This is a genomic window from Enterobacter cloacae complex sp. SHL001, from assembly GCF_049236825.1.
Taxonomy (GTDB): domain Bacteria; phylum Pseudomonadota; class Gammaproteobacteria; order Enterobacterales; family Enterobacteriaceae; genus Enterobacter; species Enterobacter hormaechei_C.
In genome coordinates this window covers 813,794-830,096 of record NZ_JBMKIP010000002.1, presented here as the reverse complement: position 1 = coordinate 830,096, position 16,303 = coordinate 813,794, and the positions used below count along the sequence as shown (strand labels likewise).

14 protein-coding genes are annotated in these 16,303 nt (G+C 59.7%); 10 read left to right on the top strand and 4 right to left on the bottom strand.

What is annotated here, in order from left to right:
- Nucleotides 1-17: 17 nt before the first annotated feature.
- The 4 genes from ACOTYH_RS09345 to paaZ form a co-directional block, all read right to left on the bottom strand.
- Entirely contained in the window at nucleotides 18-1,124 is a 1,107-nt protein-coding gene (locus tag ACOTYH_RS09345) for a GGDEF domain-containing protein (protein ID WP_086626321.1), read from the bottom strand.
- A 51-nt stretch (nucleotides 1,125-1,175) separates the two neighbouring features.
- Complete coding sequence (locus ACOTYH_RS09340; protein WP_305869683.1) at nucleotides 1,176-3,149, bottom strand: alkyl/aryl-sulfatase; 1,974 nt, start codon at nucleotides 3,147-3,149, stop codon at nucleotides 1,176-1,178.
- A 168-nt stretch (nucleotides 3,150-3,317) separates the two neighbouring features.
- Entirely contained in the window at nucleotides 3,318-5,591 is a 2,274-nt protein-coding gene (gene tynA, locus ACOTYH_RS09335) for a primary-amine oxidase (protein ID WP_032671108.1), read from the bottom strand.
- A 196-nt stretch (nucleotides 5,592-5,787) separates the two neighbouring features.
- Complete coding sequence (gene paaZ, locus ACOTYH_RS09330) at nucleotides 5,788-7,827, bottom strand: phenylacetic acid degradation bifunctional protein PaaZ (RefSeq protein ID WP_047062786.1); 2,040 nt, start codon at nucleotides 7,825-7,827, stop codon at nucleotides 5,788-5,790.
- A gap of 285 nt (nucleotides 7,828-8,112) precedes the next feature.
- On the opposite strand from paaZ, the gene paaA reads away from it, so the two are divergent.
- Genes paaA through pcaF form a run of 10 tightly spaced genes read left to right on the top strand, consistent with a single transcriptional unit; the run spans nucleotide 8,113 to nucleotide 16,279 of the window.
- Nucleotides 8,113-9,042, top strand: coding sequence for a 1,2-phenylacetyl-CoA epoxidase subunit PaaA (gene paaA, locus ACOTYH_RS09325; protein WP_032103760.1), 930 nt, complete (start codon nucleotides 8,113-8,115; stop codon nucleotides 9,040-9,042).
- A 12-nt stretch (nucleotides 9,043-9,054) separates the two neighbouring features.
- Nucleotides 9,055-9,342: a 1,2-phenylacetyl-CoA epoxidase subunit PaaB gene (gene paaB, locus ACOTYH_RS09320; protein ID WP_003857353.1), complete on the top strand. Its 288-nt coding sequence runs from the start codon at nucleotides 9,055-9,057 to the stop codon at nucleotides 9,340-9,342.
- 8 nt (nucleotides 9,343-9,350) lie between these two features.
- Nucleotides 9,351-10,097, top strand: coding sequence for a 1,2-phenylacetyl-CoA epoxidase subunit PaaC (paaC, locus tag ACOTYH_RS09315; protein WP_033486767.1), 747 nt, complete (start codon nucleotides 9,351-9,353; stop codon nucleotides 10,095-10,097).
- A gap of 11 nt (nucleotides 10,098-10,108) precedes the next feature.
- Nucleotides 10,109-10,606 carry a 1,2-phenylacetyl-CoA epoxidase subunit PaaD gene (paaD, locus tag ACOTYH_RS09310; protein WP_033486768.1) on the top strand — a complete coding sequence of 166 codons (498 nt, stop codon included), beginning with the start codon at nucleotides 10,109-10,111 and terminating at the stop codon, nucleotides 10,604-10,606.
- Nucleotides 10,607-10,613: 7 nt separating this feature from the next.
- Nucleotides 10,614-11,684, top strand: coding sequence for a 1,2-phenylacetyl-CoA epoxidase subunit PaaE (gene paaE / locus ACOTYH_RS09305; protein ID WP_058700919.1), 1,071 nt, complete (start codon nucleotides 10,614-10,616; stop codon nucleotides 11,682-11,684).
- Nucleotides 11,681-12,448 (top strand): 2,3-dehydroadipyl-CoA hydratase PaaF, encoded by a 768-nt coding sequence (paaF, locus tag ACOTYH_RS09300; RefSeq protein ID WP_032669972.1) that lies wholly within the window; start codon nucleotides 11,681-11,683, stop codon nucleotides 12,446-12,448. Before paaE ends, paaF begins: the two co-directional genes overlap by 4 nt.
- Entirely contained in the window at nucleotides 12,448-13,236 is a 789-nt protein-coding gene (gene paaG, locus ACOTYH_RS09295; RefSeq protein WP_115503846.1) for a 2-(1,2-epoxy-1,2-dihydrophenyl)acetyl-CoA isomerase PaaG, read from the top strand. Before paaF ends, paaG begins: the two co-directional genes overlap by 1 nt.
- 1 nt (nucleotide 13,237) lies before the next feature.
- Entirely contained in the window at nucleotides 13,238-14,662 is a 1,425-nt protein-coding gene (gene paaH, locus ACOTYH_RS09290) for a 3-hydroxyacyl-CoA dehydrogenase PaaH (RefSeq protein WP_032669969.1), read from the top strand.
- The gene (gene paaI / locus ACOTYH_RS09285; protein ID WP_015570592.1) at nucleotides 14,652-15,074 is read left to right on the top strand and encodes a hydroxyphenylacetyl-CoA thioesterase PaaI; all 423 of its coding nucleotides are present in this window, start codon (nucleotides 14,652-14,654) and stop codon (nucleotides 15,072-15,074) included. Before paaH ends, paaI begins: the two co-directional genes overlap by 11 nt.
- The gene (gene pcaF / locus ACOTYH_RS09280; RefSeq protein ID WP_017384512.1) at nucleotides 15,074-16,279 is read left to right on the top strand and encodes a 3-oxoadipyl-CoA thiolase; all 1,206 of its coding nucleotides are present in this window, start codon (nucleotides 15,074-15,076) and stop codon (nucleotides 16,277-16,279) included. The genes paaI and pcaF overlap by 1 nt, the downstream gene beginning before the upstream one ends.
- The last annotated feature ends 24 nt before the right edge of the window (nucleotides 16,280-16,303 follow it).

The following is a 16,303-nucleotide window of genomic DNA, read 5'->3' as shown; positions in this document are numbered from 1 at the left end:
GCGCCACCCGGCGTAACTTACAGCGACCACCGATTCCGCCCGGCCTCCTTTGCCCTGTACAGCGCCGCATCGGCGCGGGCGATGATTTCCGGGCCGGCCAGCCCTGCGGTATAGCCTGCAATGCCCATACTCGCCGTCACACATTCACTCACCTTCGACGCGCTGTGCGGAATGGCTGCGTTGCAAAGGCCAGCCTGGATCCGCGCGGCGACTTTCTCAGCAATGCTTTCTTCGCAGTCAAAGAGGATCACCACAAACTCCTCGCCACCGTAGCGCGAAACCACATCCTCTGGCGTGCGCACCGAGGTGTTCAGCACCTCTGCCACCCGCGCGAGGCACGCATCTCCCGCCTGGTGACCGTAGGTATCGTTATACAGTTTGAAGTAATCGACATCCAGCATCAGCACCGCGAAGCGTTTGCCTTGCTCTACGGCATTTTCCAGCACCAGCTCCATCGCCCGGCGGTTGGCCGTTTTCGTCAGTGGATCCTGATGGGCCAGCGCATCCAGCCGCGAAATTAAACGCTGATTCTGCTGGTTGCGACGCCACGCCTCTTCAAACCAGCTCAACAGGATATAGCGCCCGCACACGAGAATGAACGTGAACACCACCCACAGCCCGGCAAAGCGATAATTAATTTCCTGATTCAGCAGCATGCTGGCAACGGGCAGGCTTACCCATAGCGGAACGGTGAAGCAGAGCAGTGCCACCGGGTGAAAATAGAGCGCGGTCACACCGGCCATCAGCAGGGTAACGAATATAGGCCAGGGATGAGGAAGCTGTAACACGTTGATAAACCAGTAACAACTTATCGACCACAGCAGGCTGCACATAAACAAAACGGCGCTGACGCCGCGGATGTGGCGCCAGGCCATGATCACCAGCGCCACGGAAAGGATCGCCACGCCCAGCATGGAGGCGTCAATCATCTGCCGCAGAGGGGGGCTGATGTGCAGGAGGGCATCGATATGGCCGAACAACGAATTGCGCAGCAGGACCATAAGGGCAAAGCTGGCATTCACAAAGGCGAGCCACGGCAGGTTCACGGCCAGCCCGTGAACAACCATTGATTTACGGGTAGGCCATATCGCGGGTTCGGGTGTGGCTGGATGTCTTTTTTCCATTGAAGAGAATTTTCCTTGAGCGGGCGGAACGTCCGCCCGCGAGTGCTGCCTTTACGGGGTCACAATGTTAAACCAGAATTCAAATTTATCCATGTAACCGAGCATGGCATCAAGTTTTCCGGCATCGCCGGTCACTTTGATATCGCCGTTATCCTGCGCCTGTTTAAGCGTCACTTCTTTCAGGATGATTTTATTCAGCGTATCGCGGTTGAGGGTCACGGTCGCGTCAGCGTCTTTCGCTTCGGCGTTCGCCGTGTGGTTCAGCACGCCATTTTCCAGCTCCAGCTTGTATTTGCCGCCGTCGCTGCCGAGGTCGATGTTAAACACCGATTTTGCATCGGCCGCTTTTTCACCGTTAATGTGCACCGCCAGATAGTCAAAGAACATTTCTGGCGTCATCGCGCGCACGGTATCCGGGCTGGCGGTGTTCGGGGTCGGTCCTTTCACCACGCCGTTACGCAGCTCCTGGGCGCCGGTCAGGTAGAAGTTACGCCACGGGCCTGATTCAGCCTGATAACCCAGCTGCTCCAGCGCATCCGCTTCCAGGTTTCGCGCGGCCTGATTATTTGGATCGGCAAAGACCACCTTGCTGACCACCTGAGCCACCCAGCGGTAGTTCCCCTGGTCAAAGTCAGTTTTCGCTTTGCTCAGGATGGCATCCGCACCGCCCATATAGTCCACAAATTTCTTCGCGGCTTCTTCAGGCGGCAGTTCGTCCAGGGTCGCCGGGTTGCCGTCAAACCAGCCTAAATAGAGCACGTAGGTTGCTTTAACGTCATGGCTGACAGAACCGTAATAGCCACGGTTTGCCCAGGTATTGGCCAGGGAGTTTGGCAGTTTGAAGTTGGCGGCAATCTCGTCACGGGTCAGCCCTTCGTTCGCCATGCGCAGGGTCTGGTCGTTGATGTAGCGATACAGGTCGCGCTGGCTTTTCAGCAGGTTAACCACGTTGTCGTTGCCCCATGTCGGCCAGTGGTGCTGCGCCATAATGATTTCGGCTTTATCACCCCAGCGTACAATCGCCTGGTTGATGTATTTCGACCATGGCAACGGCTCACGAATTTTCGCGCCGCGCAGGGAGTAGGTGTTGTGCAGGGTATGGGTGACATCTTCCGCAGACTCGATCAGCTTTTTCTCTTCGATATACCAGAGCATCTCGGAAGGCGCTTCCGATCCCGGCGCGAGCATAAAATCATAGGTCAGGCCGTCGATCACCTCTTTCTGACCATCTTTCTCGATGATATTGGTCGGGGCGATCAGGGTCACCGTCCCGGCGGAGGTGGTGGTACCGAGACCCGCGCCGACCTGGCCCTTCGCATCCGGCTTCAGCAGGTTGCCGTACATATAGCTGGCGCGGCGGCTCATGACGTTACCCGCCATGATATTCTCCGCGACGGCGGCCTCCATAAATCCGGCGGGCGCGTAGACTTTCACCTTGCCGGACTTCACATCTGCTTCGTCCACCACGCCGCGCACGCCGCCATAGTGGTCAACGTGGCTGTGGGTGTAAATTACGGCGACAACAGGCTTGTTACCGCGATTTTTATAGTAAAGATCCATCCCGACTTTGGCCGTTTCCGCCGACACCAGCGGGTCGACCACGGTAATGCCTTCTTTACCTTCAATAATGGTCATGTTTGACAGGTCGAGGTTACGTATCTGGTAGACGCCTTCGGTCACTTCAAACAGACCGCTGATGTTAATCAGCTGGGACTGACGCCATAAGCTCGGGTTAACCGAGTCGGGCGCCTTATCGCCTTCTTTGATAAAAGCGTACTGCTGCGGATCCCAGACGGTGTTGCCTTGCTCACCTTTGATAATGTCCTGAGGCAGCGGGGCAATAAACCCTTTGTGGGCGTTGGTAAAATCGGTGTTATCGGAGAAAGGAAGCTGGTTGAAGAGTGCGTTGTTGGCCTGTTGCGTTGCTGCGGTGGCATCCTTAGGTGCTTCTGCGGCCCAGGCGGAACTGGCAGAAATAAAACATCCCGCCAGCGCGAGACTCCTGACGATCTCATTGATTCTCATCCTAAAACCTCTCAGTAAACTGTGACGTTGTTTGTGGGGACTTCGAATCCTGGTGAAAGTGTGTCAAGAAATGCAAAAGGATTAAGCGAGGTAACAATAACTATAATCGGGGAGAGTAATTCAGCAAGTAAGCGGATGAAAAACCGGGCATTACGCCCGGTCGGTGGGTTATTTCTGCTCTTTTTTCTTGCCGAGCGTTGGCGTCTCGTCAAAGAAATTCCACGGCTTGAGTAACGTGTGCACCCATTCCGTCGGCATTATCGGCCACTCCTCGGCACGGGCGACATGGGTGGTGCCGGTGGTCATCCAGATGACGTTATCCTGGTCGTTCAGCGACTCGTTATCTTTGCTGTACTGGCCGAGGCCGGTATCGTGCGTGGAACGGTTCGGGTATTTTCCCTCCGGGTACATCTCGTCGGGATGGTAACGCGTCACCCACAGCTGTTTATCCATAAAGCTCAGGCGGTGATAAATCCACTCGTCCGGGGCAAACTTCGCGCCGGACGCTACCGGGTGTGTACCGCCCGCGTAAGGGATGATTTGATACGAGACCGGGTTGCCCATGCGGTTCTCTTTGCTGGTATTGCTCAGCAGGCGGATGGTGCCCGGGTCAAACTTCTGCGCCGCCTGCTTTTCGGTATCAATATCATACTGATTAACCTGCATGGTGCTGGTGCGCGGTCCGCCAGCGGTGTTCGGTTTGACGTCCGGATCCATGGCCACCAGCTTATTGTTGATGCCGTCCACGTCCATATCCAGACGGAAGTTGTAGATGTGCTGGTGGGTGGTTCCGACAATATTATGGTCGATCAGCGTTCCGTATCGGGTGTCATCCTTCGCGGTGGCATCATGCATGGTTTTCGTCTGCACGCCTTTCACCGCTTCAATGCCCGTAGCCCCTGCATCAATGCCGATAGTGCCGTTTTCGTGGAATACCCAGTCGAAGATGTAATCGTAGTTACCCACGGTGCTGACCCAGCGCACCACCAGCTCGCGGCGTTCGGTGCTGACGTTGGGTTTACCTAACTCCTGATGCTTATATTCCGGCCCGGCGTAACGCTCGAAAATGGCGATCGCCCGGGGGATCTCCATTGGCGCGCCGGTGTAATCCGGGATGGTTTCGTTGAGCATCACGGCGTTAGACGGAACATCCTTGCCGCGCACCAGCGGGGAGGTCAGGGTACCCATGCCGTAATCGCCGGAGTCCAGGTAGGCTTTAAAGTACCAGCCGATATCCGGGTCGCCGTACGGCACAATCATGCCGCCGAGCGATCCCTGATACATCACCTGTCGCTTTTTGCCGTTGTCGTTATAGGTCACGGTGGAGATTATCGGGCCGACGCGTGAGTCCAGGCTCAGATGAAAATCCCAGTTCTGCCAGTGCACCCTATCCCCGGTGATGGTGTAGTTCTTGCCTTCCGGCTCGATAATCTCCAGCGGTTTTTTCACCGTTTCAACGCGGTCGCGGCCATCATAAGGGCGCGGCGTGAGCGGAACCGGCACGACCGGGCCTTCCTCAATCTTCTGGATTTTCTTCTGCTCGAGATCCACCACCGCAACCAGGTTTTCGATCGGGTGCGCCCAGTAGTTACCGTCGCCCACGTCGAGATAGCTGATCACTTTCAGCAGGCGGTCTTCCTGTTTCAGCCCATCCTTGCCGTCAAAAAAGCCGACGGTAAGCGGAGTGGTGATCACTTTCTTCGGGTCGGTAATGCCGCGCTTTTTCAGCACGGCGGCAAACTCCGGGCTTTCATTGATGATCTGCTGCACGGTATTGAAGTCATCCAGCAGCACCATGCCGTGCGCGTCTTTGATCGGCTCCCAGCGGAGGATCTTTTTCTCCTTCAGATCCACCCGGCTTTCGATGATGTGTTTACCATCAAGCATGATGATATTGGCCTGGCGGGGCGCATCCACCGCCGTGCCGTTAAGCACAAAGTCCCAGACTTTGGCCTTTTCTGGCTCCGCCAGCGCAATCTGGGTAAAGCGGGTATTGGGTTTAAAATCCGCAGAGGCTTTCACAATGGCTACGGCCTGGTTGATTTCATCAGCCGTCAGCGCGTTTAACGGGTGGGGGCTTTTTTCAACCTGGAATGTCTGATCAAGACCGGACTGAAAGACATCGTTGATAAAGGTCTCCGGGATAAACGCCTTATTGTTCTTCATCACCACGGGCACCTGGAGCGTCAGCGGTTTGCCGTTAACGATGGCGGTATTTGCGCCGGGTTTGACCTTCACAAAGGCACCGTCTTTGACGATGGTGAACATCTGGGCGTAATCATCCCACTGCACGTCCGCGCCAAACGCCTGAAGCGTTTTGTCCATCGGGACCATATGCGCCTCGCTGCCGTGAGCGTAAACAGGGGATTGCCAGGCGCAACAGAGCGCAACGGCCATGGCCAGTGCCGTTCTACGGGCAGAAAAAGAAGAATTGCTTCCCATCGCAGACCTCATCTTGTTGTGTTTATTGTGTTGTGTCAGCCTTATCCTGACAGGCGCGCACGAAAAGCGTTTGCCTGCATCTGCCAGGTTGTTTGTCAGTCTTGCCAGGTTAAAAAAAGAGCGGGGGTGCATCACACCCCGGTCAGGTAGTAGTAGGCCGGGTAAGCGGAGCGACACCCGGCAAGAAAGAGGTGGGTCAGAAGTCACCCTGCTGGCGCGCCACCAGCGTCAGGATGGAGTAGAGCGCCACGGCCTGCTGGTGCTGGTTGAAGATCTCCACCGCCCATTCCACCACTCCGGTGGGTTTTTCCTCGGCAGTGCGCTGTTTCTTCAGCGTTTTACGTTTACAGGTCAGGCGCACCTGAATGGTATCACCCGGCTTGACCGGCTCAATAAAGCGCAGGTTTTCCATGCCGTAGTTGGCAATAACCGGCCCAACCCCGGCATCGACAAACAGCCCCGCCGCGGCGGAAATCAGGAAATAACCGTGTACCACGCGCTCACCAAAAATCGACTCCGCCGCGCCAATTTTGTCCATATGGGCGTAGAAATGATCCCCGCTCAGGCAGGCAAAATTCACGATATCCGCTTCCGTCAGGGTACGACGCGGGGTCAGCAGGCTGTCGCCCGGCTGTAACTCCTCGAAGTATTTACGGAACGGATGAACGCGATCTTCCTGCACCTCCGCGCCACGAACCCACTGTTTACCGATCGCGGCGAGCATGGACGGGCTGCCCTGAATGGCCGTGCGCTGAAGATAGTGCTTCACCGCGCGCAGGCCGCCCAGCTCTTCGCCGCCGCCCGCACGTCCCGGACCACCGTGCACCAGCTGCGGCAGCGGTGAACCGTGGCCGGTGGATTCTTTCGAGGATTCCTGGTTGAGGATCTGAATACGTCCGTGGGCGCGCGCTGCCCCGGCAATAAACTGCCGCGCCACGCGGGTATCTGCCGTAACCAGCGTTCCCGCCAGGCTGCCGCCGCCCGCCCGCGCCAGCTGCATGGCGTGTTCGGTGTTACGGCAGGGCATCAGGGTTGCGACGGGACCAAAGGCTTCGGTGGCGTGAACGGCCGGGGTTTCGTCCGGCTGCGGGCAGAACAGCAGGGTGGGCGGGAAGAATGCGCCAGCCGCCTGCAAATCGGCTTTACCACCCAGACGGATCTGGCAGCCCGCGGCAAGCAGATGATCGACTTTTTCCTGCACGTCAGCACGTTGCTCACCGTTGACGAGGGCCCCCATCTTCACCCCTTCATGGGCCGGATCGCCGACGACCACTTTCTCCAGCCGCGCAATCAGCGCCTGGCTGACGGCGTCAACCTGCGCTTCCGGCACGATGATGCGGCGGATGGCGGTACATTTTTGTCCGGCTTTGGCGGTCATCTCGCGCACCACTTCTCGGATAAACAGCGCAAACTCCGGGTGTTCCGGCGTCACGTCCTCACCCAGCACGCAGCAGTTGAGAGAATCTGCTTCCATGGTAAACGGAATGGAATGCGCGACGATATTCGGGTGGACGCGCAGACTCTGCCCGGTGCTGGCCGATCCGGTAAACGTCACCACGTCCTGGCTGTCGAGCTGGTTCAGCAGATCGCCCGCGCCACCGCAGATCAGGCTGATGGCGCCGTCGGGCACCAGTCCGCTCTCGACGATCGCTTTCACCATCGCCTGAGTCACCTGCGCGGTGGCGGTGGCGGGCTTGATGATGGCGGGCATCCCGGCAAGCCAGGTGGGCGCGAGCTTTTCCAGCATCCCCCAGCACGGGAAGTTGAACGCGTTGATATGCACCGCCACGCCGGATTTCGACGTTAACACGTGACGTGCCGCAAAGCCGCCTTCCTTCGACAGCGGGATCAGCTCATCCTCCGGCCACAGGGTATCGTCCGGCAGCTCACGGCTGCCGAGGCTTGCGTAGGTGAAGAGGGTGCCGATACCGCCTTCAATATCCACCCAGCTGTCGGCCTTCGTCGCGCCGGTCTGAGCTGACAGGGCATAAAAGCGATCCTTCTGGCTCAGCAGATGTTTGGCCACCGCCTTCAGCATGGCGGCGCGCTCGATAAAGCTCATTGCGTGGAGCGCTTCTCCGCCGTGTTCAATGGCGTAACGGCGCGCGGCCGCCATATCCAGCCCTTCGCTGGTGACTTCAAATAGCGTTTCCCCGCTGATGGCGTGGGTGATGGTGCGCTCGCGGCCCCGGCCTGATTGCCAGGTGCCGGACAAGAAGCTGGCTAACTGCTGCATTTCTTCTCTCCAGATGTTTCGTGATTTCACTATAAATAGTTTGATCGTGAATCATAAAAATCAAGCTGAGTTTTAATGAATTGTTAACGCTGTGATCTGTATTGCTTAACCTGACCACCCAGAAGCCTTGCGTCATCGGCCTTTCATCAAAAGGCTTGCGAGCGTCGTCACAAAATAAACAAACGCTTCTTGGGGTTATATTTAACCTTTGTGTAACTTTTAAGGAAACAAATGATTCACCATTTTGCTATTTGTGGTGATTTAACGAATCACAAAGGTGGTTATGTGACGCAAGAACAACGCTTTGAGCAACGCATCGCACAGGAGACGGCCATCGAGCCGCAGGACTGGATGCCGGATGCCTACCGCAAGACGCTGATCCGCCAGATTGGACAGCACGCCCATTCTGAGATTGTCGGCATGCTGCCGGAAGGAAACTGGATCACCCGCGCGCCGACGCTGCGCCGGAAAGCCATTCTGCTGGCGAAGGTGCAGGACGAAGCCGGACACGGCCTGTACCTCTACAGCGCGGCGGAAACGCTGGGCTGCGCCCGGGAGGACATCTATCAAAAGATGCTCGACGGCAAGATGAAATACTCCTCCATCTTCAACTATCCGACCCTGAGCTGGGCCGATATCGGCGTCATTGGCTGGCTGGTGGACGGGGCGGCCATTGTGAACCAGGTGGCGCTGTGTCGTACGTCTTACGGTCCGTATGCCCGGGCGATGGTGAAAATCTGTAAAGAAGAGAGCTTCCACCAGCGTCAGGGTTTTGAGGCCTGCATGGCGCTGGCGCAGGGCAGCGAAGCCCAGCGGCAGATGTTGCAGGACGCCATCAACCGTTTCTGGTGGCCCGCGCTGATGATGTTTGGACCCAACGACGACAACTCCCCAAACAGCGCCCGCAGTCTGGCCTGGAAGATCAAACGCTTTGGCAACGATGAGCTTCGCCAGCGCTTCGTGGACAACACGGTGCCTCAGGTGGAGATGCTCGGTATGACCGTGCCGGACCCCGACCTGCGTTTCGATGAAGCGAGCGGCCACTACCGCTTCGGCGAAATCGACTGGCAGGAATTTGACGAGGTGATCACCGGGCGCGGGATCTGCAACCACGAACGTCTGGCCGCAAAACGTAAAGCCTGGGACGACGGCGCATGGGTGCGTGAAGCCGCTCTGGCCCACGCGGAAAAACAACGCGCCCGCCAGGCCGCATAAGAGGAATCAACCATGAGCAATGTTTACTGGCCGTTATACGAAGTTTTTGTCCGTTCGAAGCAGGGGCTGTCGCACCGGCATGTGGGCAGCCTTCACGCTGCCGACGACCGCATGGCGCTGGAAAACGCGCGCGATGCCTATACCCGCCGCAGCGAAGGCTGTTCCATCTGGGTGGTGAAGGCGAGTGAAATCGTCGCTTCCCAGCCGGAAGAGAGCGGGGAATTTTTCGATCCGGCGGAAAGCAAGGTCTACCGCCATCCGACGTTTTACACCATCCCTGATGGCATCGAGCATATGTGAGGTTGGGGATGAACAACGTATCTGCTTATGCCCTGCGTCTGGGCGACAACGGTCTGGTGCTCTCACAGCGTCTGGGCGCCTGGTGCGGCCACGCGCCGGAGCTGGAAATTGACCTGGCGCTCGCCAATATCGGCCTTGATCTGCTCGGGCAGGCGCGCAATTTCCTGACCTACGCCGCTGAACGGGAGGGTAAGGGCGATGAAGACACCCTGGCCTATGGCCGCGATGAGCGTCAGTTCCGCAATCTGCTGCTGGTGGAACAACCAAACGGCAGCTTCGCTGACACCATTGCCCGTCAGTATCTGATGGATGCGTGGAACGTGGCGCTCTACGAGCGGCTGATCCATAGCAGCGACAGTCAGCTTGCCGCCATCGCGGCAAAAGCCATTAAGGAGGCACGCTATCACCTGCGCTTTAGCCGCGGCTGGCTGGTGCGGCTGGGGGACGGAACAGAGACCTCCGCACAAAAAATGCAGCAGGCGGTGGATAGCCTGTGGCGCTTTACGGCTGAACTGTTCGACGCCGACGACCTCGAGCTGGCGCTAATTGATGACGGCGTGGCGGTTGATCCGCGCGACCTGCGGGACCCGTGGGAGCGCGAAGTGTTTGCTGGCCTGGCGGAAGCCACCCTCCGCGTGCCCGAAGAGGTGGCGTATCGCACGGGCGGCAAGAAGGGGCTACATACTGAACACCTCGGGCCGATGCTGGCAGAGATGCAGTATCTCCAGCGCGTTTACCCCGGCCAGCAGTGGTAAAGGAGGACGCCATGCAACGCCTCGTCGACATCGCGCCTGCACAAATCCCGCAGATTTGGGCGCTGTTAAGCCAGATCCCCGACCCGGAAGTGCCGGTGCTGACCATCACCGACTTAGGCATGGTGCGCAGCGTGAAGGCGCAGGGGGAAGGCTGGGTCATCGGCTTCACGCCAACCTATTCGGGCTGTCCGGCAACGGAGCATCTGCTGGGGGCGATCCGCGAAACCCTGACCGGAAACGGCTTTAGCCCGGTACATATTGTGCTGCAACTGGAGCCCGCCTGGACCACCGACTGGATGACCGACGATGCCCGCAGGCGCCTGCGTGAATATGGCATCAGCCCGCCTGTCGGCCATAGCTGCCATGCCCACCTTCCCGCTGAGGTGAGCTGCCCGCGCTGTGCGAGCACCGATACCTCGCTTATCAGTGAATTTGGTTCTACGGCCTGCAAAGCGCTCTATCGCTGCAATACCTGCCGTGAGCCCTTCGACTATTTCAAATGTATTTGAGGCTGCCATGACAACGTTTCATTCATTAACAGTGGCAAAAGTAGAACCCGAAACCCGCGACGCGGTGACCATTACCTTCGCGGTGCCGCAGGCGTTACAGGAGGCGTACCGCTTCCGTCCCGGTCAGCATCTGACCCTGAAAGCCAGTCCTGGCGGGGATGAACTGCGCCGCTGCTACTCCATCTGCCGGAGCACCGCGTGCGGTGAGATCAGCGTGGCGGTCAAAGCCATCGAGGGCGGACGTTTTTCCCGCTATGCCCGGGACGAGATCAAACCGGGCATGGCGCTGGAGGTGATGGTGCCCCAGGGGCAGTTTGGCTATCAGCCGCAGGCCGAACGCGAAGGCCACTATCTGGCGATTGCCGCCGGGTCCGGGATCACCCCGATGCTGGCGATTCTGTCCGCTACGCTGGCCACTGAAGCCCACAGCCACTTCACCCTGATTTACGGCAACCGCAGCAGCCAGAGCATGATGTTCCGCCGGGCGCTGGCGGACCTGAAAGATAAATACCCGCAGCGTTTGCAGCTGATCGCCATCTTCAGCCAGGAGACGCTCGACAGCGATCTGCTCCATGGCCGCATTGACGGGGAAAAGCTCCAGGCGCTGGCAAAAACGCTGGTGAATTTCCGTCAGTACGATGAAGCCTTCATCTGCGGCCCGTCGGCGATGATGGATGAGGCCGAAGCGGCGCTGCAAGCGCTGGGTATGCCGGAAAAAGCGATCCATCTTGAGCGCTTTAACACGCCGGGTACCGCCGTTAAACGGACAGCCAGCGTGCAGGCCGACGGGCAGAAGGTCACCGTCCGTCAGGACGGGCGCGACCGTGAAATCACCCTGACGGCGGACGACGAAAGCATTCTTGACGCGGCCCTGCGTCAGGGGGCGGATCTGCCTTACGCCTGCAAGGGCGGCGTATGCGCCACCTGCAAATGCAAAGTGCTGCGCGGAAAAGTCGATATGGCGACCAACTACAGCCTGGAGCCGGACGAGCTGGCCGCAGGCTATGTGCTGAGCTGTCAGGCGCTGCCGTTAACCGCCGACGTTATCGTCGATTTTGATGCGAAGGGGATGGCATGAGCGAACTGATTGTCACCCGTCATGGCCGCGTGTTGCAGCTGACGCTAAACCGTCCGGCGGCGCGCAACGCGCTCAACAATGCGCTGCTCACGCAAATCGCGGAGCAGCTTGAGGCCGCCGCCGCGGATGCTGAGATCGCCGTCTGCGTGATTTCCGGCAACGAACGCTGCTTTGCCGCCGGGGCCGATCTCAACGAAATGGCGGAGAAAGACCTGCCCGCCACCCTGAACGATATCCGCCCGCAGCTGTGGGCGCGGATCAACGCCTTCACCAAACCGCTGATTGCCGCCGTAAACGGCTTCGCGCTGGGGGCAGGCTGTGAGCTGGCGCTGCTCTGCGATGTCGTGATTGCTGGCGATAACGCCCGTTTTGGTCTGCCGGAAATCACCCTCGGGATCATGCCGGGCGCAGGCGGCACCCAGCGGCTGATCCGCAGCGTGGGCAAATCGTTGGCCAGCAAAATGGTGCTGACGGGCGAAAGCATCACGGCGGTTCAGGCGCACAGCGCCGGGCTGGTCAGCGACGTCTACCCGGACTCGCTGGCGCTGGAGTACGCCCTGAAGCAGGCGGCGCTGATGGCGCGCCACTCGCCGCTGGCGCTACAGGCGGCGAAGCAGGCGCTTCGCCAGTCGCAGGAAGTCCCGCTTCAGGCCGGGCTGGCGCAGGAGCGTCAGCTGTTTGCGCTGCTCGCGGCCACCGACGATCGCCGGGAAGGTATCAACGCCTTTTTACAAAAACGCACCCCAGACTTTAAAGGACGCTAATTGTGGAATCTATTCTGAGCCATGTTGAGCAGGGCGTAATGACCATTACGCTGAACCGCCCGGAGCGCCTGAACAGCTTTAACGACGTCATGCACCAGCAGCTTTCCGAATGCCTGAAGCAGGCCGAGCGCGATGACGCTATCCGCTGCCTGCTGATCACCGGGGCAGGTCGCGGTTTCTGCGCCGGGCAGGATCTTAACGACCGTAACGTCGACCCGAGCGGCCCCGCGCCCGATCTGGGCATGTCCGTTGAGACTTTTTACAACCCGCTGGTGCGCCGCCTGGCAAAACTGCCGAAGCCGGTGATTTGCGCGGTTAACGGCGTGGCGGCGGGCGCGGGGGCCACGCTGGCCCTCGGCTGCGACATGGTGATTGCGGCCCGTTCAGCCAGCTTTGTGATGGCCTTCAGCAAGCTCGGGCTGGTACCGGACTGCGGCGGAACCTGGCTGCTGCCGCGCGTGACCGGACGCGCCCGCGCCATGGGGCTGGCATTGCTGGGCGATAAGCTCAGCGCCGAGCAGGCACAGGCCTGGGGAATGATCTGGCAGGTGGTGGACGACGATCAGCTCTCCGCCACCGCACAGCAGATGGCGCTGCATTTTGCCTCGCAGCCGACCTTTGGCCTGGGCTTGATCAAGCAGGCGATTAACGCCGCCGAAACCAATACCCTCGACGCCCAGCTTGATCTGGAGCGCGACTATCAACGTCTGGCCGGACGCAGCGACGACTACCGGGAAGGCGTCAGCGCGTTCCTGGCAAAACGCGCGCCGAACTTTACGGGGAAATAAGATGGTGAATATCCATACGGTCGCCGTCATTGGCAGCGGCACCATGGGCGCCGGTATTGCCGAAGTGGCAGCCAGCCACGGTCATCCGGTTCTGGTGTACGACATTGATGCAGCGGCGATTTCCCGCGCCATCGACGGCATTCGTCAGCGGCTCTCCTCTCGCGTTGCGCGCGGAAAACTCTCTGCCGACGCCGGGGAACAGATCCTCGCCCGCCTGACGCCGGTGACGACTATCAGTGCTCTGGCGAAAGCCGATCTGGTGATCGAGGCGGCCTCTGAGCGGCTTGAGGTAAAAAAAGCGCTGTTTACCCAGCTGGCAGAGATCTGCCCGCCGCAGACGCTGCTTGCCAGCAATACCTCGTCCATTTCCGTTACCGCGATTGCAGCGGAGATAAACCACCCTGAACGCGTCGCCGGGCTGCACTTCTTCAATCCTGCCCCGGTGATGAAGCTGGTGGAAGTGGTCAGCGGGCTGGCGACCTCTCCCGAAGTGGCCGATGCACTGTGCGAGCTGGCGTTGAGCTGGGGAAAGCAGCCGGTACGCTGCCAGTCCACGCCGGGGTTTATCGTCAACCGCGTGGCGCGCCCGTTCTACTCGGAAGCCTGGCGCGCGCTGGAAGAGCAGGTGGCAACGCCCGAGGTGATCGACGCCGCCCTGCGAGACGGCGGAGGCTTCCCGATGGGGCCGCTTGAGCTGACGGACATGATTGGTCAGGACGTCAACTTTGCCGTGACCTGCTCCGTGTTTAACGCCTTCTGGCAGGAGCGTCGTTTTCTGCCGTCGCTGGTGCAGCAGGAGCTAGTGCTGGCGGGGCGTCTGGGTAAGAAAAGCGGGCAGGGCGTTTACCGCTGGCTGGAGGAGAAACCCGCCGTCAGCTGGCTCGCCCCGGTCAGCGACAGCTTCAGCCCGATGCGCGTACAGCGAAGAAGTGACGGTGTCACGGAAATTGACGATCTGTTGCTAATCGAAACGCAGGGTGAAACCGCGCAGTCGCTGGCGCTGCGCCACGGCTGCCCGGTGGTGGTGGTCGACCGCATCGAGCGGGATGTGGCCGTGATAGCCGCCGCACCGGGCAACCCGCACGCCGCCACGCAGAAAGCCATTTACTGGTTGCAGCATCAGGAGAAACGGGTGGTACAGATTGCCGATTACCCCGGCCTGCTGGTCTGGCGCACGGTAGCGATGATTGCCAACGAAGCGCTGGACGCCCTGCAAAAAGGGGTCGCCAGCGAGCAAGACATCGATACCGCCATGCGCTTAGGGGTCAACTATCCCTGCGGGCCCATCGCCTGGGGCGAGCGCCTTGGCTGGCAGCGTCTGTTAACGCTGCTGGAGAATCTGCAACGTCACTACGGCGAGGAACGCTATCGCCCCTGTTCACTGCTGCGCCAGCGTGCGCTTCTGGAGAGTAGCTATGAGTCATAACGCCTGGCATAACGCCCGCGCGATGTATGAACGGGACGCCTGCGCGCAGGCGATGGGGATGGACATTATCGACATGGGCGAGGGCTACGCGGTGGTGACCATGACCATCACCCCGCAGATGCTCAACGGGCATAAAACCTGCCACGGCGGACAGCTGTTCTCGCTGGCCGATACGGCCTTTGCCTACGCCTGCAACAGTCAGGGGCTGGCGGCGGTGGCCTCAGGCTGCGCCATCGATTTTCTGCGTCCGGGCTTTGCCGGAGATAAGCTCACCGCCACCGCGCGGGTGAAGCATCAGGGCAAACTTACCGGCGTCTACGACATTGAAATTCAGAACCAACAACAGAAAACCGTCGCTCTTTTTCGCGGGAAATCGCACCGCACTGGCGGCAGTGTGACAGGAGAAGCCTGATGCGTGACGCATTTATTTGTGAGGGGGTGCGTACCCCGGTTGGTCGCTACGGCGGAGGATTATCCAGCGTGCGCGCCGATGACTTAGGTGCCGTGCCGCTGCGTGCGCTGCTGTCGCGTTACCCGCAGCTCGATCTGGAGCGCATAGATGACGTGATCTTCGGCTGCGCGAATCAGGCCGGGGAGGATAACCGCAACGTGGCGCGCATGTCGGCGCTGCTGGCCGGGCTGCCGCAGACGGTATCCGGCACCACCATTAACCGCCTGTGCGGCTCCGGTCTGGATGCCATTGGCTTTGCGGCGCGCGCCATCAGGGCCGGGGATGGCGATCTGCTGATCGCAGGTGGCGTCGAATCCATGTCCCGTGCGCCGTTCGTGATGGGCAAAGCCACGGCGGCGTTTCAGCGTCAGGCGGAGATCTTCGACACCACCATCGGCTGGCGATTTGTGAATCCGCTCATGCATCAGCAATACGGAACTGACAGCATGCCGGAAACGGCAGAGAATGTAGCGGAATTGTTAAATATAAGCCGTGCCGATCAGGACGCATTTGCCCTGCGCAGCCAGCAGCGCACCGCGCGGGCGCAGCAGAATGGCGTTCTGGCGCAGGAGATTATCCCGGTACAGGTGGCGGGGAAAAAAGGTGCGGTAACGGAAGTGAGCGTGGACGAGCATCCGCGCGCCGAAACCACCCTGGAACAGCTTGCCGCGCTGAAAGCCCCGTTCCGTAAGAACGGTGTGGTGACGGCGGGGAACGCCTCTGGCGTCAACGACGGGGCGGCGGCGCTGATTATCGCCAGCGAGCCGATGGCGCTTGCCCAGGGGTTAACCCCGCGCACCCGCATTGTGGCCATGGCGACAGCGGGCGTCGAGCCGCGCCTGATGGGATTAGGCCCGGTGCCCGCCACCCGCAAGGTGCTGGAGCGTGCCGGACTCAGTATCACCGATATGGACGTCATTGAGCTTAATGAAGCCTTCGCCGCACAGGCGCTGGGCGTGCTGCGTCAGCTGGGCTTGCCGGATGACGCGGAGCATGTCAACCCGAACGGCGGGGCGATCGCGCTAGGTCATCCGCTGGGAATGAGCGGTGCCAGACTGGCGCTGGCCGCAAGCAATGAATTGCACCGACGCGGCGGGCGCTACGCGCTGTGTACGATGTGCATCGGTGTGGGTCAGGGCATTGCCATGATCCTTGAGCGTGTTTGAGCGAACAATAATGTGAGTACCCTG

Excerpts from the sequence above, each read along its gene's own strand:
- ACOTYH_RS09345 (WP_086626321.1), bottom strand. The coding sequence starts at position 1,124 with ATGGAAAAAAGACATCCAGCCACACCCGAACCCGCGATATGGCCTACC.
- ACOTYH_RS09340 (WP_305869683.1), bottom strand. The coding sequence starts at position 3,149 with ATGAGAATCAATGAGATCGTCAGGAGTCTCGCGCTGGCGGGATGTTTT.
- tynA (WP_032671108.1), bottom strand. The coding sequence starts at position 5,591 with ATGGGAAGCAATTCTTCTTTTTCTGCCCGTAGAACGGCACTGGCCATG.
- paaZ (WP_047062786.1), bottom strand. The coding sequence starts at position 7,827 with ATGCAGCAGTTAGCCAGCTTCTTGTCCGGCACCTGGCAATCAGGCCGG.
- paaB (WP_003857353.1), top strand. The coding sequence starts at position 9,055 with ATGAGCAATGTTTACTGGCCGTTATACGAAGTTTTTGTCCGTTCGAAG.
- paaC (WP_033486767.1), top strand. The coding sequence starts at position 9,351 with ATGAACAACGTATCTGCTTATGCCCTGCGTCTGGGCGACAACGGTCTG.
- paaD (WP_033486768.1), top strand. The coding sequence starts at position 10,109 with ATGCAACGCCTCGTCGACATCGCGCCTGCACAAATCCCGCAGATTTGG.
- paaE (WP_058700919.1), top strand. The coding sequence starts at position 10,614 with ATGACAACGTTTCATTCATTAACAGTGGCAAAAGTAGAACCCGAAACC.
- paaF (WP_032669972.1), top strand. The coding sequence starts at position 11,681 with ATGAGCGAACTGATTGTCACCCGTCATGGCCGCGTGTTGCAGCTGACG.
- paaH (WP_032669969.1), top strand. The coding sequence starts at position 13,238 with ATGGTGAATATCCATACGGTCGCCGTCATTGGCAGCGGCACCATGGGC.
- paaI (WP_015570592.1), top strand. The coding sequence starts at position 14,652 with ATGAGTCATAACGCCTGGCATAACGCCCGCGCGATGTATGAACGGGAC.
- pcaF (WP_017384512.1), top strand. The coding sequence starts at position 15,074 with ATGCGTGACGCATTTATTTGTGAGGGGGTGCGTACCCCGGTTGGTCGC.